This is a genomic window from Ectothiorhodospira shaposhnikovii (assembly GCF_016584105.1).
GTDB classification, from domain to species: domain Bacteria; phylum Pseudomonadota; class Gammaproteobacteria; order Ectothiorhodospirales; family Ectothiorhodospiraceae; genus Ectothiorhodospira; species Ectothiorhodospira shaposhnikovii.
In genome coordinates, this window is sequence record NZ_NRSM01000007.1 from 1 (window position 1) to 16,134 (window position 16,134).

Sequence of the window (16,134 nt, forward strand, 5' to 3'; positions counted from 1 at the left end):
GGTCCGCCAGCGCGAAACAAGGATCAATTGAAACAGAAAGCACTGTCTCATCTTCGCAAACTGCAAAAACTGCCCAAGCGGGTTGCGAGCTATTTCCGGGCTGGATCCATTCAATATGCAGTAGTGTAGCTATTTGATTGCCGGGTTAATAACCCGGAAATCAAGCCTGTACGTGGGAGCAAATATAAGCAATCCATCATAATTAGAAAAACCCACATAAGCCAATCTACCTGACTGCCTGGCCAATAGCAAAAAAGTGATTTAGGGGCAAACCAGCCCGGCAAATGTCATGCATTCATGTAGCGCAGAATGCAACATCAGGTACAGGCTTCTACAAAAACCACATCTAGCAACTGGTGCATCGGCATCCAAATATGCAGACACAACACCACAAGCTATTAACCGGACCATGAGCATACCCATGCTATCAAAGCCCCCTGACATTGCCATCGTGATTCCCTTTTTCCAAAAGAAAAAGGGATTACTGCGACAGTGCGTGGAATCAATTCTGTCTCAGGCTGGGGATCTGGATTTCCATATCATTATTGTCGATGACGGCTCGCCCATACCTGCTGACGGTGAGCTTGCCGGCCTGATCGATCATGTGGAGGGCCGAATCAATCTGATCAGGCAACCGAATGCCGGGCCAGGTGCGGCACGTAACACAGGCCTTGATCACGTGCCCGAAGGCACGCCTTTCGTGACTTTCCTGGACTCTGACGACCAATGGACTGGCCCCTTTTTGGCCGACGCCATCCACATCTTGCGGCAAGGATATGACTTGTTTGTGGGCAACAGCGCTCGTGCAGGCAAGACGGGAACCCGCTTTCAGTGGGACGCAGACCCCTATCTCAATCTGGCATCGGAGGAGCACGATCTGCTTGATGCGGATCGGCAGCTTTATCGGTTCCGGGGTGACTTCTTTGACGTTCTGGTACGCCGCTCCAGCCTGATCAGCACCACCACCTTCGCCTACCGTTTCGAGGCTTTCCCGCATGTGCGGTTTGACCCAACCATCTATAATGGGCAGGACCGACTATTTAAGCTCATGCTGGGGCGGAATCTGCAAAATATTGCCTTTTCACCCAAAGTGTACGCCTTCGAGGGGGAAGGGCTAAACATTTTCGACAACTCCCAATGGGGATCCGAGGGCTCGGTAAGGCTTTCGGCCAGCTATATCCGACTGGCCCGCACTATACTCAACAACATTCGTCTTGACACAGAGCAGCATGCCTTCGTAGAGGGGCAATTAGCAGATGCGCGGCATGCACTAGTCGCCAATGTGCTGCACTTGGTCAGACGCCGGTTGCCGGTAGACTGGAACCGCGTGATTGCGGTCTTTAGAGAAGATCCCATGTCTGCACTTCTTCTTCCGACACAGCTGTGGCGCATCCTGCTAAAGCAACGCCGGAACTGACCCATCCGACCCTATGGAACATCGACAGGGGAAGCCTCCCATGCACAGCGTTTCGCTGGAAACCCTATCCGCCCATGAACGACCCTGGTTTTCCGCTCGCCTGCTCAAAGGGAAAGTCAGTGTAGCGGGTACCCATTCCTGCCAACTCGGCCACCGCCTGCAAAACACCAACGGCGCCTTGCCTGATGGCCTGTTCGTGGATTGGCACTGGGATGGCGAAACCTTGGCGGTACGAAATGACCGATATGGCATCTATCCCCTGTTCTACGCTTGTTACGGGGGGGAGATCCGCATCTCTCCCTGCATACTGCACGTACTACAAGGGGACTTTCCCAAGACAATTAATGAGCCAGGACTGGCCATCTTTTTACGCCTGGGGTTTTTCATACGGGAAGACACCCCCTTCGAACATATCCAGGTTCTGCCACCTGGCAGCGAGCTACGTTGGCAAAACGGATTACTGAGCCTGCAAAGAGGGTCCAGGGCCGCACCGCTACCCGCCACCCCGGCAAATTCATTCGATGAGGCGGTAGAGGCGTATGCGGCGCTGTTTCGCAAAGCCATCGAACGCCGGGCACCCACCGGTTCCGATTTCACGGTACCCATCAGCGGGGGCCGGGATTCCAGACATATCCTCTTCGAACTCCTCCGGCAAGGCCATAAACCGAGCCTGACCGTGACGGTTCGATCCCGGCCACCGTCAGCCAACGAAGACATCCGAATCGCACGCATACTGGCGCGGGAACTGGATCTGCGTCACGAGGAGATCGATCGACCACCATCATATTTTAAGGCCAATCTTAAGGACATCGAACTCACCCACTTCTGCGGCAGCGGCCATACTTGGCTGCTACCGGTGTCGGCCTATCTAAAAGGTAGGACACACACCCTTTACGATGGATTAGCCGGCAGCGTCATCTCCGGCGGATTCCAGGTAAATCAGGCAAAGCTCGACTTGGTCAGGTCAGGAAATACGCGTGATCTGGCCACTTACCTGCTGCGCGAGAATCGAATCGAACCGTTCCTGACTGCCACCCTGAGCCCCATAATGGCCAAACGCATGGATGAGGGTCTGGCCATTGAACAACTTGCGGAGGAGCTGGAAACCCACATGGATGCCCACCATCCACTGGTTTCCTACATCTTCTGGAACCGAACCCGACGGTGTATCAGCCTCATTCCATTTTCAATACTCGGCCATGTGGAACAGGTATTCTGCCCCTACCTGGATCACGACGTGTTCAACTTCCTGATGAATCTTGATGCCGAACACTCCTTGGGCAACGCCCTGCATGACGAAACCATTCGCAGAACCTACCCCGAGTACGCCCACCTGCCCTTCGAAGACCACGAAGCCCCGCTAGACAAAGGTAAAGATTACAGTGGATATTACCGGCGGTCCGTCCTTGAGTTCATGAGGTATTTCCTCCGCCATCCAGCAAAGGCGCGCTCAAGGATGATTCGGTCAGAACGTATCATGCTGATGTTGGCAAGGGATCTTTTCAAGCCTCACTGCGAACAGGCCTGGTATTTGCAGCCCAGCCTTTTCATGCTTGAACTGGAACGCGTGGCCAGTCAAGCTGGAGACATTGAGTAAAACATTGCCCTGAAGCCAACTCAAACGAAGGCAGGCAATATCCACTCGCATCGGCCAAAGCACCGTCCTGCTGCCCTGTAAGCCAGTCAGTCGACTCATATCCCTGACCTTGTAGATGAGGCCGCCCCCCCCCGGCAAGATGCCAGCGCCGGTGTATCGGCAGGGAATTGCTCACCAAGGCATGACCACATGGGTTCAAAAGGCGAACCGACTTCACACCCTCATCAAGCTCCAGTTTCAGAGCAGTGGTGATTCGGGGCCGATACAGATCAATCGTCAGTGTCATGGTGGATCTGATTGGCTTCATCGGCTCTCGGCGCAGGGCGGCCCTTCTTCCCCAGGCACCACCCAGCACACGCCAATCCAGCGCCTCGATCAGTCGTACACCAAATTTCGAGGAGGAATGCTTCAGCAGGGGTCGTGGCCATCCGGTGAACACCAGAGTGATTTGATCCTCCCCCTGTTCTTGCAACTCGCACTGCCAATCCGTCAACCCCCAGATTCCCCGGTCTGTTGCCAGCACCGTCACCCAGCCTGCCAGTGCTGGATTTTTCAGCAGTGACTCCAGTGACAATCTGACGGGTGGAGGGCATATCGGATGCCCCAGCCAGGCTGCATAAAATGGCAGGGCACCAGCATAGCGCAATTCGACTTCCTCTCGCGCAAAAGCTTGAGGCGCCTGCCCGGTGGTAGAGACCATGACCAGGAAACCGTCATTCGTTCCTACTCGCATGATGCCCGCCCGTGAGTCATGCATCACCATAGGCAACGATGTCTGATTCAGGATCTCGCAAGGAAGCCACGGGTCGGGCATTTCCGTTCGCCGCCAGCGAGCCCAGGCCAGCAGTCCCGCTGTCCAGGCGTTATAGACGGACAGATGCATGTAACTATCCCAACCGCTTCGATCTTCAGCCGCCGGGTTAAGCCGGAGAAAACCATCGCTGCGCCGCTGGTGACGCCAGCGATGCAACATGCCTCTCAACATGCGATACCCCACCGTCTCCTGATTCACCTTTTCTTCTGGGTCGGCGTATCCCATCAGCACCAGACAGGCAACCAGGCAGGCATCGCCAAACAGGGCATGGGTACTGCGGCCAAGCCCCCCCACATGCCCGCCACCGTCCCAACACATCATGGTCCATGTCAGCATCCGCTCCATCCGTTGCGCCCATGCCGGTTCACCAGTATGCAGGCTGGCCAAAGTCGTGAGCAGGAGCGCCTTGGAATGATAGGCGACAGGCGTGGCCAATTGGCCGGCTCTTTCGGGATGCCGGGGATAATCAATAAATCCTCCCCCTGACGTGAGCCACTGGTCCAGTTGGAGAAGGCTGCGCTCTGAAAGGCGGCGTGCCGTGACGCTGCCGGGATCGGTTTCCAGTAATTCACATACTTGCGCCAGCAGGGTCCAGTTGTTGGAAGGATAATGGCTCTGCAGTTTGCAACGGGTAATCTCCTTCATGACAAGCTCAAAAACAGGATCCGTCGCATCCAGGGTTCTGGACAACAAGAGCAGCACGAGACGATTGAACGGAGCGTGATCCAGCAATTCGGCGGGTGTGGCGCAACGGGCCTGGAAAGGAATTTTCCATAGAGCGTCGCAAGGGTTACGCAACAGTTTCAACGCCAGCGCCGTTGCCGTCTGCCCGTAGTGATCCGGCGGTGTCGCCTGCCCGATCAATGGGTCCATCAAGCCCAGATCAGCGTCCAGTTGCGCGGCTAAAGCCTTGCGGAACCCGACCAGGCAATCATCCAGCACTGCCTTGTTGTCCATCGTCAGTGGGGATATCGGGGAACGTAGATTAGCGCCGGTGTGCATGCCCATCATCCCTGACCGGAGCGGCAACAAAATCAGGGAACCTTATTCGTGAACCAGAGGACGGATCAGCAATAACACGCGCCACCCCGCCAGTGGCACCGAGTGACTCATCCAGCTCCCTGCGCATGATGATCGCCAATGCCACAAAAGCATAAAGAAGGTTGAAATAAGCTACATCCAGGAATGCACCGGCCACCAGGTACCCGACCAGCCCCACCTGGATAGCCCAAGCATATTCAGCCAGCCAGAGGTTGCCTGCATCTTGGACCGCACGCCGTCGGATACGGTTCAGAGTCATGAAAGTAAAGCCCACCAGCAGCAGAAAGACCGCCACCCCCCCGAATCCGTGAGCTCCCATCAACCCGAAATAGATACTGTGTGGTGACAGAACATGTCCCCATGTCCCCTCGAAATTGGCATAGCTAACCCACCAGTCATAGTCCATCCAGGTATTTCTGAAACCCATGCCTGTCAACGGGCGCTCCATTGCCATGTTCCAGTTGACCCCCCAAGCCTGGATGCGTTGCATCGCAGACTGATCCTCTTCATAGGTTTGAATGGTCTGCCAGCGCTCCACCAAGCGATCGGGCGCCGTGATACCCACCACGGATATCAAAATAAACGCCATGGCCACCAAAAACCACTTGTGCCTCATACGCAAGAAAATGAATGGGGCAACAGCCAGCAGCCCTACCAATGCCCCTCTGGAGTACGTTGCAAGAATGGCAATGACCGTCAGCCAGAATGCGCCATAAGCACCCCAACCAATGGGCCGGGCAAATCGATTGAGAGAAGGCCAAGGCCACTGCACCCAGCCTTGATGAAACATGCGTGCGGTAGCCAGGATCAGTGGCAACACCATGATCATGGCCAGACCAATGTAGTTGTTGCCCGAAAGAAAGGAACGCGGCGGACCCAGCACCATGTGAGCTCCACCGGTCATGACGGCAAACAGGCCACCCTTGATACCGTAGAATCCTATGGAAAAAGTGATCACCAACAGCACCGCGAGGATACGTTGCGGACCATGAATCAGCATGGGCGTGACAAAAGTGATCAGCAGGATTTTCATGAAGTGCAACCAGAAATCCCAGGCTTCGTGCGGCACGACGCCCAGCGCGCTGGTCATGGCAAAGTAACCAGCCAGCACGAACATCATGATCATTTCCCGTGTCATGGGCATGGGACGGCGATCACGGGCGAGAAACAGGGCCACCAGGGTGGTCAAGCCAATGACAGTCGCGATCGGAAAAGATCGCATGAACCCCCAGGTCAGGGCATGGGGCGCCATCAGGCCCACCCAGAACCAGGCCACGATGCCTGTCCAGGGACGCATAAGGATGATGGGGATCAACCCCGCCAATATCGCAAGGAGGGCAAGATCGCGCATTCAGGGCGTACTTTGACGCAGAGGATGACCCGCTCGTCTGAGCATGTCTCTAAGACCCGGTAACGGATACCCGGCGGCATAGGCCTTTTCAGCCTGCTCTCTGGCCGCTTCATAGTCTCCCAACCGGAACAGCGCCAAGCCCAGGTTATAACTGACCTCCGCATGTTCAGGCTCCATGATCACGGCCTCCATCAAGGCTGCGCGGGCCTGCTGATTTCTGCCAAGGCGCTGAAAATGCAAACCCTGAATCAGCCTGACGGCCGGATCCTCCGGAGCAAAACGGATGGCTCGATCAAAGTAGCATTCCAAGGTATAACGCGCCCCTCTGGGCTGCGGCATCCCTTCCCGCACGGCCAACCGTGACATGGCATCCAGAGCGGTGTGATGATTGGGGAACCACATCAACACATAATTCAGGTCATGGCCGATCAGGTTGCTTGTCTGACCCCGCCGCAGATTTTGAACATCAGCGTTAAAATGATGCCTCTCCACGATACCCAAATGATGCACTGCAGAGCGTTCGCCGCTGCGATAATCAAAGGGGCCATACCCTTCCTGCCGCTCCAGTGATCCACACAAACCCGCCGACTGCGCCACCGACGTCGCCGGCATGATCAATGACGCCAAGAGCAGCGCAAAAATGCACAAATCCTTTCTTGGTCTGAGCACTGGAAAAGTCTTTGAAATCATGACACCTCCCTTACCATAACTTTAGCAAGGCCAGGGAAACACTGAACAGGCCCTCTGCCGCCCCCTCGCAAAGGCGGGAGCCCAGAATTTCCAGTCTATGGCCAGACTCCCGCCTGAGCGGAAATGCCTTACTCAGAACATCCCTGGAGATATCGAACTAGACGGAACATTCCACGGCTACCAAAGGCACCGAGTCACGACCAAAATTGAAATGTATACGGGATGAATGACTCGATATCATGCACTGCCATTGCCCCAGACAAATGAATAGACAGCTTCCAACCGCACGCGCCCCCATTCTCTGATGAGATGTGATGGAGACCGGATTGAAGGCGGAAATCCTGCTGCAGGAATATTTCACGCCCTCACTGGTCAGAATCTGTCCGGCACTCTGCCAGAGCTTGAGAAATACCGGTGACAGCCGACATGCCGGTTCCACATAAACATCATAGTCCCACACCGCGCTTTGCACAGGCAATGGCCGAAACCGGCAACGCACCTCGTCTTCCAGATAATCTCCTTTCTGAAACCACAAAAATCCGGCAAACCGTTCATTGATGGTGGCGACAAGGCAACGCCCTCCTCGCTCAAAGCGACAAGCAATAACAGCCGGATCACGGGCGGACAACTGAAACAACGGAAGATCGCTTGGCAGAACCTCGCGCACCTGGATCTTGCCGCCACGACGACAAGGCAACAGTGGCTTATCAGTCACAGGCTGAACCATCAGATGATATTTGACGATACGCAGCCATGATCCCGTCAACTTGCCGCAGGCCGATGCCAGCAAGCTCAGCAGCCCATCGGCCCAGCCCAGTAACCGGATCCGCTCCTTGAGTCGGCTGAACAAAGGCTCCAGGATCATGATCGTCCGCGCTCCGCCTGATGCATGGAGATACCCTTACTCAATAGCCTGCAACCAGTCCAGCGACCATTGGGTCACCTGATCCCGCCATACCCGACGAGAGAAAGTGTGATTCGCATCACATAATTCCCTCACGGTTACCCGTGTCTCGTCAAGCAATTTCCGCCATGAGATCGATTGCCGGATACAGCCCCGGAATTCCTCCGCCGTCAGATCATCACCGCTCAGAATAAGTAGAATGGGCCCGGAGAAGCGCCGCCAGCCTTCCGCCATGCGTTCAGGCAACGGTTTTCCCGGGTCAATTTCCCACTGGGCATTGGGCATGTCTGTGCCCTCCTCCCCGGATTGAACACATTGTCGCCGCAGGGCGCGGCGGGCCATGCCCACCAGGGAGCGCACGGAGGACAGGGGATTGATGCGCCCCCCCATCAGTTCGGACCAGAACTCCCGGCCCAGCAAGCGTTTGAGGTAATACTGCCGGAGATAGGCGCGGGCCAACCCCTCCTCAGTACGTACCCAGGGGTTGAGGAGAACCAGCCCGGTAATGCGAGGGTCTCGCCAGGCATTGAGCAGGGCGGCGGAGGCCGCATCGCACAGCCCCCAGATGACCACACTTTCCAGGCCGGGGCTACGATTCATGAAGGTGTCTGTCGCAGCCAGAAGGTCCTGGGATATGTCCTCGAAGCTGCGCTGGGGACCTCCGGAATCCCCCATACCCCGATAATCAAAGCGCATTACTGGTATGCCGGCCTCGGCAAGGTGACGCGCCAAGAGCAGGAACTGACGGTGGCTGCCCACCCGATATTGAGGGCCGCCGACCACGATGAGCACACCCCGCCGGGCCTCGGGATTGCCCGGGTGCATGATGCCCACCAAGGGGGTCTCACCCACGTGAAAGATGAAGGCCTCGGTGGTCATGGCCCCGTGATCTCCACCAGTCGTTCGGTGGTCCGCTCCAGCAATTCCGGCAACTCGTAGATCTCCTGGGTACTCCAGAAGGCCTCGCCGGTCACTCGCAGGATATCCACATTAACGTGGGATTGCTTCCATGCCTGAACCAACCGATCACTGACCGGGGAGAGGGGCTGCTGCTCATTGGCCGACACGTCGAACCAGCTGATGGCTTCACCCTGAGGAGGTCGCAGGTCAGTTTGGGCAAGGGCACGCGCCCACTCGGGGTGCAGGGTGTAACCCGCCACTTCCAGGGAATGACCCGAATCCAGTTGCGCCCGCAGATCCTTGGTGGATTCCCTGCCCTGCCCCATCATCGCTGCGGCCACCCGCAAACGCAGCAACTGATTCAGGTATTGATCACCATTGCTGACCGGCTGCCAAAGGATGTTGAGCGCGGGATTGAGTCCGTGGATATGGGTCAGGTCAGACAGCAGAAGGCATCCGGCTCTCAGCCCCCACAGCACCAGAGGTCCGGGGTAACGAGCCTCCAGATCATCCACACAACACTTCAAATCTTCGATCCATGTGGACCAGCGGGCTTCCTCGAAATCGCCCTCGCTATCCCCGCAACCGTGGAGATCCAGCTGCACCACAGCCCAGCCCCGGGATGCCAGCTGGCAAGCCTGCAGTGCAACCATGCGGCGCGATTTGTTCTGCTCTTCAAAAAGAGCCTGACAGTAAAGCACCTTCCCCCGCGCGGCACCCTGGGCAGGGGTGTGAGTCACACGGAACAATCGCCCGAGCGTGCCGGCGAAAAAGTCCACGTCCAGTTGGGTGGCTTGTGCACTCAGAAGACTCAGGCCTCGGCCAGTTTACGATCCACGAATTCGGTAAGGGAACCCAGCGTCTCAAAGGTTTCCGCGCTGATTTCGTCATCATCCACCATGATGCCGAATTGTTCTTCCAAAGAGGTGATGATGGTCACCACGGCCATGGAGTCGAGTTCAGGCACATTTCCCAGCAAGGCGGTGGATTCATCAAATGAGGCGGCGCGCCCATTCAGCCCCAGCAGGCTGTCCAGCAGGTTTTTAATCTGATCAATGGTGGAACTCGACATGTGTTTTTTCTCAAGAATGAAATATCAGGTACTTGGTGAAAAGCGAAGTATACAGCAGTGATCATGTCCATTCTTAACGCTACATGCTCCGTTCGGATACCGGATATATGGCGGGATGCCTGCGCTTACGCCTTGCATTGCACCGGCGGCGGGGAGAGAAGATTTCGCCCCAACCGCACCAGATACTGTAGCGGTGTCTTGTCCCATGGAGTGAAGCGGGCCAACTGGTACGGGTCCGAGTCCATCCCGGATGCGCCGGGCGCGGTGCTCACGGCAACCCGGAAACCGGCACGCCTGACCATCTCCACATGCCGCGCCTCGTAGTCTTCGCCAGGCCGTCCATTAGGGTAGGCAAACAGGGTCACCGGCTCTCCCAACACATCCTCCAGATCCGATCTCCCCTGGCGGATCTCCCGCTGCGACGCGACATCGTCCAGACAGCGCAGAATGGGGTGGGTGACGGTATGCCCACCCACCAGCATCCCGGCCGTCCGCAGTGACCGCACCTGACCCTCGGACATCATCAGATCATCGGGCAGTGCTTCCAAGGCATGCTCGGACAGTCTGCCCGCAATGGCATCCCGCTCCGACTGTGGCAGATGCTTGATCCGCCGGATGACATCCGTGTAACCCTGGATGCGGCTTTGCGGATCGTGAATGGGGTACTGGCCCAGCCCCAGCCCGGTGAAATCATGAAGACCGTCATCCAGTCTGCGAAAGGTCTCGATCACGGTGTCATTGAACATCCGCCCACCACCAAGAAAACCCGTGGTGACAAAAAACGTGGCAGGCAAACCGGCAGCCTGGAGTATGGGCAGGGCTACCTGGGCGTTATCCGCGTAGCCATCGTCAAAGGTAATACAGGCAGAGCGGGCAGGCAGCGAGCCCTTACGCAGGCGATCCACGGCCTCGTCCAGGGGCAAAACCGTGAAATGACGGGCCAGCAGCGCCACCACCCATTGAAACCGCCGGGCATCCGGATCACCCGGCAATAACGGATCAGCCTCGGGCAGCACACGGTGAAAGATCAGGATGGACAAACGGCCGCGGGGTCCGGCGGGGGACAGCCGGTTCAGGACAGGACGGGTCAGCAGAGACATATCCGGCATCAGTCACTCCCCTCCTCGATAGCCAGCGGATCAACACCTCCCCGGGCTGCATGAATCTCCAGAAAGGCGTCGACCAGCAGCGGGATACGGGTCTGCCAGGCATTGCGCCGTGCATGCTCAAGTATCGCGGACCGATCCCAGACTCTGGACAGGCCCTCGTGCAAACCGGTCAGGAGGGCGTCGTTGTCTCCATAGGGCACGATGATGCCCACTGCGTCTGAATTGACCACTTCTGCATTGCCGCCCACATCCGTGGTCACAATCGGCAGACCACAGGCCGAGGCCTCCAGCAATACGTTGGCCCAACCTTCAAAACGGGTGGCCAGCACGAACATGTCCCCCGCCGAGTAGGCGTACCTCAGCTGATCCGGAGACACCGGCCCCAGCAGATGCACCCGGTCTTCCAGAGACAGGTGTCGGATCTGGTCACGCAGGGCCTGTTCGTTGTTGCCCTCCGGGGTGGGGCCGCCCGCGATCACGAAATGCAGATCTGGCCAAGTCTTCATCAATGACGGTAAAACGGCAATCACATGATGAAAACCCTTGCGTTCCATCAACCCACCGACGGAAACCAGGATACGTCCCTCCTGGGGCAGACCGAACCGTCGTCTTGATTCTGCCCGGTCTTCCGGCCTGAACTTTTCCAGATCCACGCCATTGGCCATTACCTGCACATGATCGGGATGCTGCCCCCAGGCAATCGCCTCCTGCCGCAGGGAGTCCGCCACCGAAAATACCCGCGCGGCATCGGTCAAGGCACGGGAGATCTGATGCCGGTGTGGGCTACTGGGATAGAACCGGTTAAGGCTGCCTCGCAGGGTAATGGTATAGGGGCAACCCAGCCATCTGGCCAGCAGGCGCCCAGCCACGCCATCGGGATAGATGAAGTGCGAGTCGATGATGTCGCACGCCCCTTCCCGCCGCAATCGCCCCATGAGCCTGTAGGAACCCAGGGCCTGAAACCAGCCATCGGTCCATTTGAATACCGCCGGAATACAGAAGAATCTGGGATGGTAAACCGTGATCCCTTCCTGTTCTTCCCGATAGGGGATGGGCGGCCGGGCATGAGGGCGAAACCGGCCCAGGAGTTTCTGGAACGGGAACCAGGGCGCGGGCGCCACCACCGTCACGTTCAGATCCTTTGCCACCCGCCGCATGCGCTCGCGCACGAACAGTCCGAAGTTGGGCTGCATGGTATTGGGATACACTCGGGTATAAACCACCAGATTGGGGCGGGAATCGGATGTCAAAACCGTCTCCAACGAGTCTTTACGGCTTTTGCATGAACAAGGCAAAGCATGATATGAGCGTATCTCACCGTCACTCACTGCCTCGCGGCATAGGCCTCCGAAATCAGGGTGGCATACTTGCCGGACTTCTCCGCCGGGATATGGTCGGGAAATGAGAACCTGATGGGAAGATCCGTGCCCATCATGCCCTGCATCTTGCGGCGCACGTCATCCAGCAGGGCCTGAGGAAACAAGGCATCGCGCACCAGCAGAATCTCGATGGACAGGTCCCGACGCTGGATAATGCGGAACTGTTTGAGATCCGGCACATCGCGCAGGACGCCGACCAAGGCGGTGCGATGAATCAAGCTGCCGTCCCGACTCACGATAAAGTCCGTCATGCGCCCCATGATGTGTCCCAGGGTGGGCAGCGTGACCCCACAGGAGCAGGGTTCCCGCTCCAATGCCACCTGGTCGCCAAGCCGATAGCGCAGCAGGGGCATGCCGTAGCCGTCCAGATTGGTCACCACCAGATCGCCCACACCCTGGGCATCGGGCTCATCCACCTCCAGCAGTACATGCTCGGCGGCGATGTGCAGGCGTCCGGCGGGGCATTCGTGGGCCAGGTGTCCGCCGTCACGGGAGCCGTATTCGTTGCCCACCGGACACTGGAAAATCTCCAACATCTTGTCCCGCTGGTTGGGGTAAAGAACTTCGGAGGTGCAGGTCACCAGCTCGGGACGCCAGCCGTCGAAGGCCCCGGGGTGACGTTCCATGTAGAGGGCCACATGGTAAAGGACGGTGGGATAACCGTAGACCAGTCGGGGACGGAAACGGCGCAGTTGCTCCGCTCCCCGGGCCAGGGCCGCGTCACGGAGGTCCAGGCCGGAGATCACCACCTGGTTCAGAAACCAGCGGTCCTTGAAGCGACGCAAGGCGTCCTGCTTGCTCAACTCCACCGGTGATCCCCAGAAATCCACCTGACGGCTGCCCGGTTCGATACCGAACCAGGCCCGCCCCCGCAGCTTGGCGGCGTTGTGCCAAGACTCCTTGAGGGGATCGGTGTAAAACACCAGGGGCTGGCCTGTGGATCCGCTGGTGGCATGACGAATCAACCGGTCCCGGTGGTCATCGGCCAGTAGGTCATCCAGATGCTCGCGGACATCGGCCCTTTCCAACAGGGGCAGCCGGGCAAGAACGCCGGGACCCAGTTCTTCCGGATGGGACACCCCCAGCGCCTCGAAGCGCCGGCGGTAGAAGGGCACATGGTTCCAGCAATGGGTCATGAGCCTTTGCAGCTTGCGATCCTGCAGGGCTTTAAGGGCGTCCGGAGACAGGCGCTCACTGCCCCTCAGCGAGGCATAACAGGCGGCAGTGCTGCGTCCCCGCAGGCGCTCATGGAGGGGGAACACCACCGAGCGAACGAACCCTTCATGCATGAAACACCCCCCCTACCCTTGCCCGGCCATGGTCCTTAGGCAGATATCCTCAAAACACCGGGCTACCGCCAAGGAGGAGCAGTGATCTTCCACATGGCGGCGGGCGGCCTGTGACAGCCGCAACCGCAGGGCCGAATCCGACAGGAGCCGGTCCAGGGCCTGGGCCATGGCCTCCGGGGTATCCGCCTGCAAAAACTGCTCGCCATCGGTGAGCGGCAGGCCTTCCACCCCCAGCCCTGTGGAAACCACCGGCAGGCCCATGGCCATGGCCTCGTAGGCCTTGATGCGGGTGCCGCCCCCCACCCGCAGGGGGATCACATAGGCCGTGCCACCGTATACATGGGGGCGGATGTCATCCACAAAGCCGGTGAAGGTCCAGGGCAGGTTGCGCCGGGCCGCCTGCTCCACCAGTTCCGGATGGGGCCTGCGTCCCACCACGGTCATGCGCGCACCGGGGCGACGCTGCACCAGCAAGGGCCAGACCTCGTCCATGAAAAAGCGGATGCCATCGATGTTGGCCTGCCAGTCCATGGCACCGGTGAAGATCAGATGGTCCCCGTCACCGGGCGGCTGGTAGGCAAAGAAATCCAGATCCACGCCGGTGGGGATGGCCTCCACCCGACGGTTCCGGGGCATGGCCCGGAATGCCTCGGCATCCCGTTCCGAGACTGCCACCACGGTATCGAAGCGGGGCAGTTCCCGGGCTTCGAAACGAGCCATCTTGCGATGCTGGCCCCGCCAGACGTAGCGTTTCAGGGGGTGGCCGACCACCTCGGCATGCCGGCGAAAAATTTCCGCCTCCACGTTGTGGGTGAACATCACGGTGGGGCACAGACTGTGGAGGGGGGCCAGGGTGGCGGCGTGGATGAAATCGAACACAGCCACCTGGGCGCCCTGCTGAAGCTGTTCACGAACCCGACGGCGGGCAACGGGGTTCACGCCGGCGGCCACGGAGACGGGCTTGAGGGACAATAAATGGCGCAGCCGGGTGATCCTGTGCAACGGCCCGACACTACGGGCCGGCCAGGCGATGAAGCAATCGCAGACCGATTCGATCTCTTCCCGATAAAGGGCCGTCTGTTCGGGCGTAGCCGGCGACATGAGGGTGATGTGAAACCGCCCGCCCTTCATGCCCCGCAGGATCTGGGTGGTGCGGATCTTGCCGCCTTCGTCGGTGGGAAACAGAAACCGGGGTGACACAAAGACCAGGGACGGGCACTCGCTCACCAGCAGATCCCCTGATAGGCGGCCTTGAGGGCGCCGCGGTCCTTGAGTCCCACCAGGTCCAGCACCTGCTGTTCCGGACCGGCGTGGGCCAGCAGCTGTGCCACCAGCGGAGCATCACTCAGCCCCAGGACGATCACTTCCGAGTGTTCGATGAGGGCACGGCAATCTTCCATCAGCAGGGAGGCGATATGAGGCAATGTCTCCTCGATGTAGCGCCGGTTGGCGCCGATGACCCGGGACAGCTGTACGTTGGGGTCGTGGATCTTCAGGTCCATGCCCTTGCCGATCAGACGCTCCGCCAGTTCCACCAGGGGGCTTTCGCGCATGTCGTCGGTGCCGCTCTTGAAACTCAGGCCGATCAGGCCCACGCGCCGCTTGCCGCTGTCCAGGACAAAATCCACCGCATGGTCGATCTGCTGCTGGTTGCTGGGAATGAGGCTGCCGAGCATGGGTAGCTCGGTGTCCTGCTCCTTGGCCATGTAGAGAACGGCCCGCAAATCCTTGGGCAGGCAGGAGCCGCCGAAGGCAAAACCGGGACGCAGGTAGGCCGGGGAAATGTTGAGCTGGCGGTCCCGGGTGACCAGTTCCATCACCTCGCGGGAGTCCAGGCCCAGGGACTGGGACAGGCGTCCCACCTCGTTGGCAAAGACGATCTTGAGGGCGTGGAAGGCATTGCAAGCGTACTTGACCATTTCCGCCGTGCCGATCCCGGTACCCACGAACTCGCAGGGCAGATGTTCGAAGATGGGCTTCACCTGGTCCAGGGTGCGTTCGGAATCGGCACCCACCACGGTGAAGGGGGGATGATCATAGTCCTTGATGGACGAGCCTTCCCGCAGAAACTCCGGCTGGAAGGCCAGGCCGAAGCCCTCCCCCACCCGCTTGCCGGATGCGGATTCCAGCGTCGGTCCCACCAGCTCCAGGGTGGTGCCGGGCTTGACGGTGGAGCGCAGCACCACGGTGTGATAGTGGTCCGTCAAGGCCAGGGCCTCGCCGACCTGCCGGGCCACGTTGCGCACGGCGGCAAGATCCTGGCTGCCGTTGCGGCTGGAGGGGGTGCCGACGCAGATGAAGGACACCTCCGAACGGCGGATGGCTTCGCTCACATCATCGGTGACCGTCAGGCGTCCCGCCTGTACCACCTGGGCAGTGAGTTCCTGGATGCCTTCCTCCACGATGGGGGAGTGCCCCCGACGCAACAGATCCAGCTTGTGCGGGTCGATGTCGACCCCGACGACCTCATGACCATCCCGTGCCAGACACGCGGCCGAGACCGCCCCCACGTACCCCATCCCAAAGATCGCGATTCTCATGCTGGTCCATCCCGATGGTTCGGATTACCAT

At 58.9% G+C, this 16,134-nt stretch carries 14 protein-coding genes; 2 read left to right on the plus strand and 12 right to left on the minus strand.

Annotation, left to right across the window (positions count from 1 at the left end):
• The first annotated feature begins 421 nt into the window (after positions 1–421).
• Complete coding sequence (locus CKO35_RS05405) at positions 422–1,417, plus strand: glycosyltransferase family 2 protein (RefSeq protein ID WP_200173400.1); 996 nt, start codon at positions 422–424, stop codon at positions 1,415–1,417.
• A 40-nt stretch (positions 1,418–1,457) separates the two neighbouring features.
• Positions 1,458–3,014, plus strand: a complete 1,557-nt coding sequence (locus tag CKO35_RS05410) for an asparagine synthase-related protein (RefSeq protein ID WP_200173402.1) — start codon at positions 1,458–1,460, stop codon at positions 3,012–3,014.
• Here the strand turns inward: CKO35_RS05410 and CKO35_RS05415 are convergent.
• From CKO35_RS05415 to CKO35_RS05470, 12 genes are all read right to left on the minus strand, one after another.
• Positions 2,965–4,785, minus strand: a complete 1,821-nt coding sequence (locus CKO35_RS05415) for a hypothetical protein (protein WP_200173404.1) — start codon at positions 4,783–4,785, stop codon at positions 2,965–2,967. The two genes, CKO35_RS05410 and CKO35_RS05415, sit on opposite strands and share 50 nt — an antisense overlap.
• A 28-nt stretch (positions 4,786–4,813) precedes the next feature.
• Entirely contained in the window at positions 4,814–6,220 is a 1,407-nt protein-coding gene (locus CKO35_RS05420; RefSeq protein WP_200173405.1) for a putative O-glycosylation ligase, exosortase A system-associated, read from the minus strand.
• The gene (locus tag CKO35_RS05425; protein WP_200173407.1) at positions 6,221–6,910 is read right to left on the minus strand and encodes a tetratricopeptide repeat protein; all 690 of its coding nucleotides are present in this window, start codon (positions 6,908–6,910) and stop codon (positions 6,221–6,223) included.
• A gap of 157 nt (positions 6,911–7,067) precedes the next feature.
• Positions 7,068–7,775, minus strand: a complete 708-nt coding sequence (locus CKO35_RS05430) for a GNAT family N-acetyltransferase (RefSeq protein ID WP_200173408.1) — start codon at positions 7,773–7,775, stop codon at positions 7,068–7,070.
• A 36-nt stretch (positions 7,776–7,811) separates the two neighbouring features.
• A complete protein-coding gene (locus CKO35_RS05435; protein ID WP_200173410.1) occupies positions 7,812–8,693 on the minus strand; it encodes a hydrolase 1, exosortase A system-associated in 882 nt (293 codons plus the stop codon).
• Positions 8,690–9,493 (minus strand): hydrolase 2, exosortase A system-associated, encoded by an 804-nt coding sequence (locus CKO35_RS05440; protein ID WP_338031752.1) that lies wholly within the window; start codon positions 9,491–9,493, stop codon positions 8,690–8,692. Before CKO35_RS05440 ends, CKO35_RS05435 begins: the two co-directional genes overlap by 4 nt.
• 32 nt (positions 9,494–9,525) lie before the next feature.
• A complete protein-coding gene (locus tag CKO35_RS05445; RefSeq protein ID WP_200173412.1) occupies positions 9,526–9,786 on the minus strand; it encodes an acyl carrier protein in 261 nt (86 codons plus the stop codon).
• 125 nt (positions 9,787–9,911) lie between these two features.
• Positions 9,912–10,895, minus strand: a complete 984-nt coding sequence (locus CKO35_RS05450) for a polysaccharide deacetylase family protein (RefSeq protein WP_242467039.1) — start codon at positions 10,893–10,895, stop codon at positions 9,912–9,914.
• Positions 10,895–12,145 carry a glycosyltransferase gene (locus CKO35_RS05455; protein WP_200173414.1) on the minus strand — a complete coding sequence of 417 codons (1,251 nt, stop codon included), beginning with the start codon at positions 12,143–12,145 and terminating at the stop codon, positions 10,895–10,897. Before CKO35_RS05455 ends, CKO35_RS05450 begins: the two co-directional genes overlap by 1 nt.
• 74 nt (positions 12,146–12,219) lie before the next feature.
• On the minus strand, positions 12,220–13,563 hold the full coding sequence (locus tag CKO35_RS05460; RefSeq protein ID WP_207143513.1) for a phenylacetate--CoA ligase family protein: 1,344 nt from the start codon (positions 13,561–13,563) through the stop codon (positions 12,220–12,222).
• A gap of 12 nt (positions 13,564–13,575) precedes the next feature.
• Positions 13,576–14,790: a glycosyltransferase gene (locus CKO35_RS05465; protein ID WP_200173416.1), complete on the minus strand. Its 1,215-nt coding sequence runs from the start codon at positions 14,788–14,790 to the stop codon at positions 13,576–13,578.
• Positions 14,787–16,103: a nucleotide sugar dehydrogenase gene (locus CKO35_RS05470; RefSeq protein WP_200173418.1), complete on the minus strand. Its 1,317-nt coding sequence runs from the start codon at positions 16,101–16,103 to the stop codon at positions 14,787–14,789. The genes CKO35_RS05465 and CKO35_RS05470 overlap by 4 nt, the downstream gene beginning before the upstream one ends.
• Positions 16,104–16,134 lie beyond the last annotated feature (31 nt).

Bases quoted from the DNA above. Each gene is read 5' to 3' on its own strand.
- CKO35_RS05405 (WP_200173400.1), top strand. From the start codon at position 422: ATGCTATCAAAGCCCCCTGACATTGCCATCGTGATTCCCTTTTTCCAA.
- CKO35_RS05410 (WP_200173402.1), top strand. From the start codon at position 1,458: ATGCACAGCGTTTCGCTGGAAACCCTATCCGCCCATGAACGACCCTGG.
- CKO35_RS05415 (WP_200173404.1), bottom strand. From the start codon at position 4,785: ATGGACAACAAGGCAGTGCTGGATGATTGCCTGGTCGGGTTCCGCAAG.
- CKO35_RS05420 (WP_200173405.1), bottom strand. From the start codon at position 6,220: ATGCGCGATCTTGCCCTCCTTGCGATATTGGCGGGGTTGATCCCCATC.
- CKO35_RS05425 (WP_200173407.1), bottom strand. From the start codon at position 6,910: ATGATTTCAAAGACTTTTCCAGTGCTCAGACCAAGAAAGGATTTGTGC.
- CKO35_RS05430 (WP_200173408.1), bottom strand. From the start codon at position 7,775: ATGATCCTGGAGCCTTTGTTCAGCCGACTCAAGGAGCGGATCCGGTTA.
- CKO35_RS05435 (WP_200173410.1), bottom strand. From the start codon at position 8,693: ATGACCACCGAGGCCTTCATCTTTCACGTGGGTGAGACCCCCTTGGTG.
- CKO35_RS05445 (WP_200173412.1), bottom strand. From the start codon at position 9,786: ATGTCGAGTTCCACCATTGATCAGATTAAAAACCTGCTGGACAGCCTG.
- CKO35_RS05450 (WP_242467039.1), bottom strand. From the start codon at position 10,895: ATGCCGGATATGTCTCTGCTGACCCGTCCTGTCCTGAACCGGCTGTCC.
- CKO35_RS05460 (WP_207143513.1), bottom strand. From the start codon at position 13,563: ATGCATGAAGGGTTCGTTCGCTCGGTGGTGTTCCCCCTCCATGAGCGC.
- CKO35_RS05470 (WP_200173418.1), bottom strand. From the start codon at position 16,103: ATGAGAATCGCGATCTTTGGGATGGGGTACGTGGGGGCGGTCTCGGCC.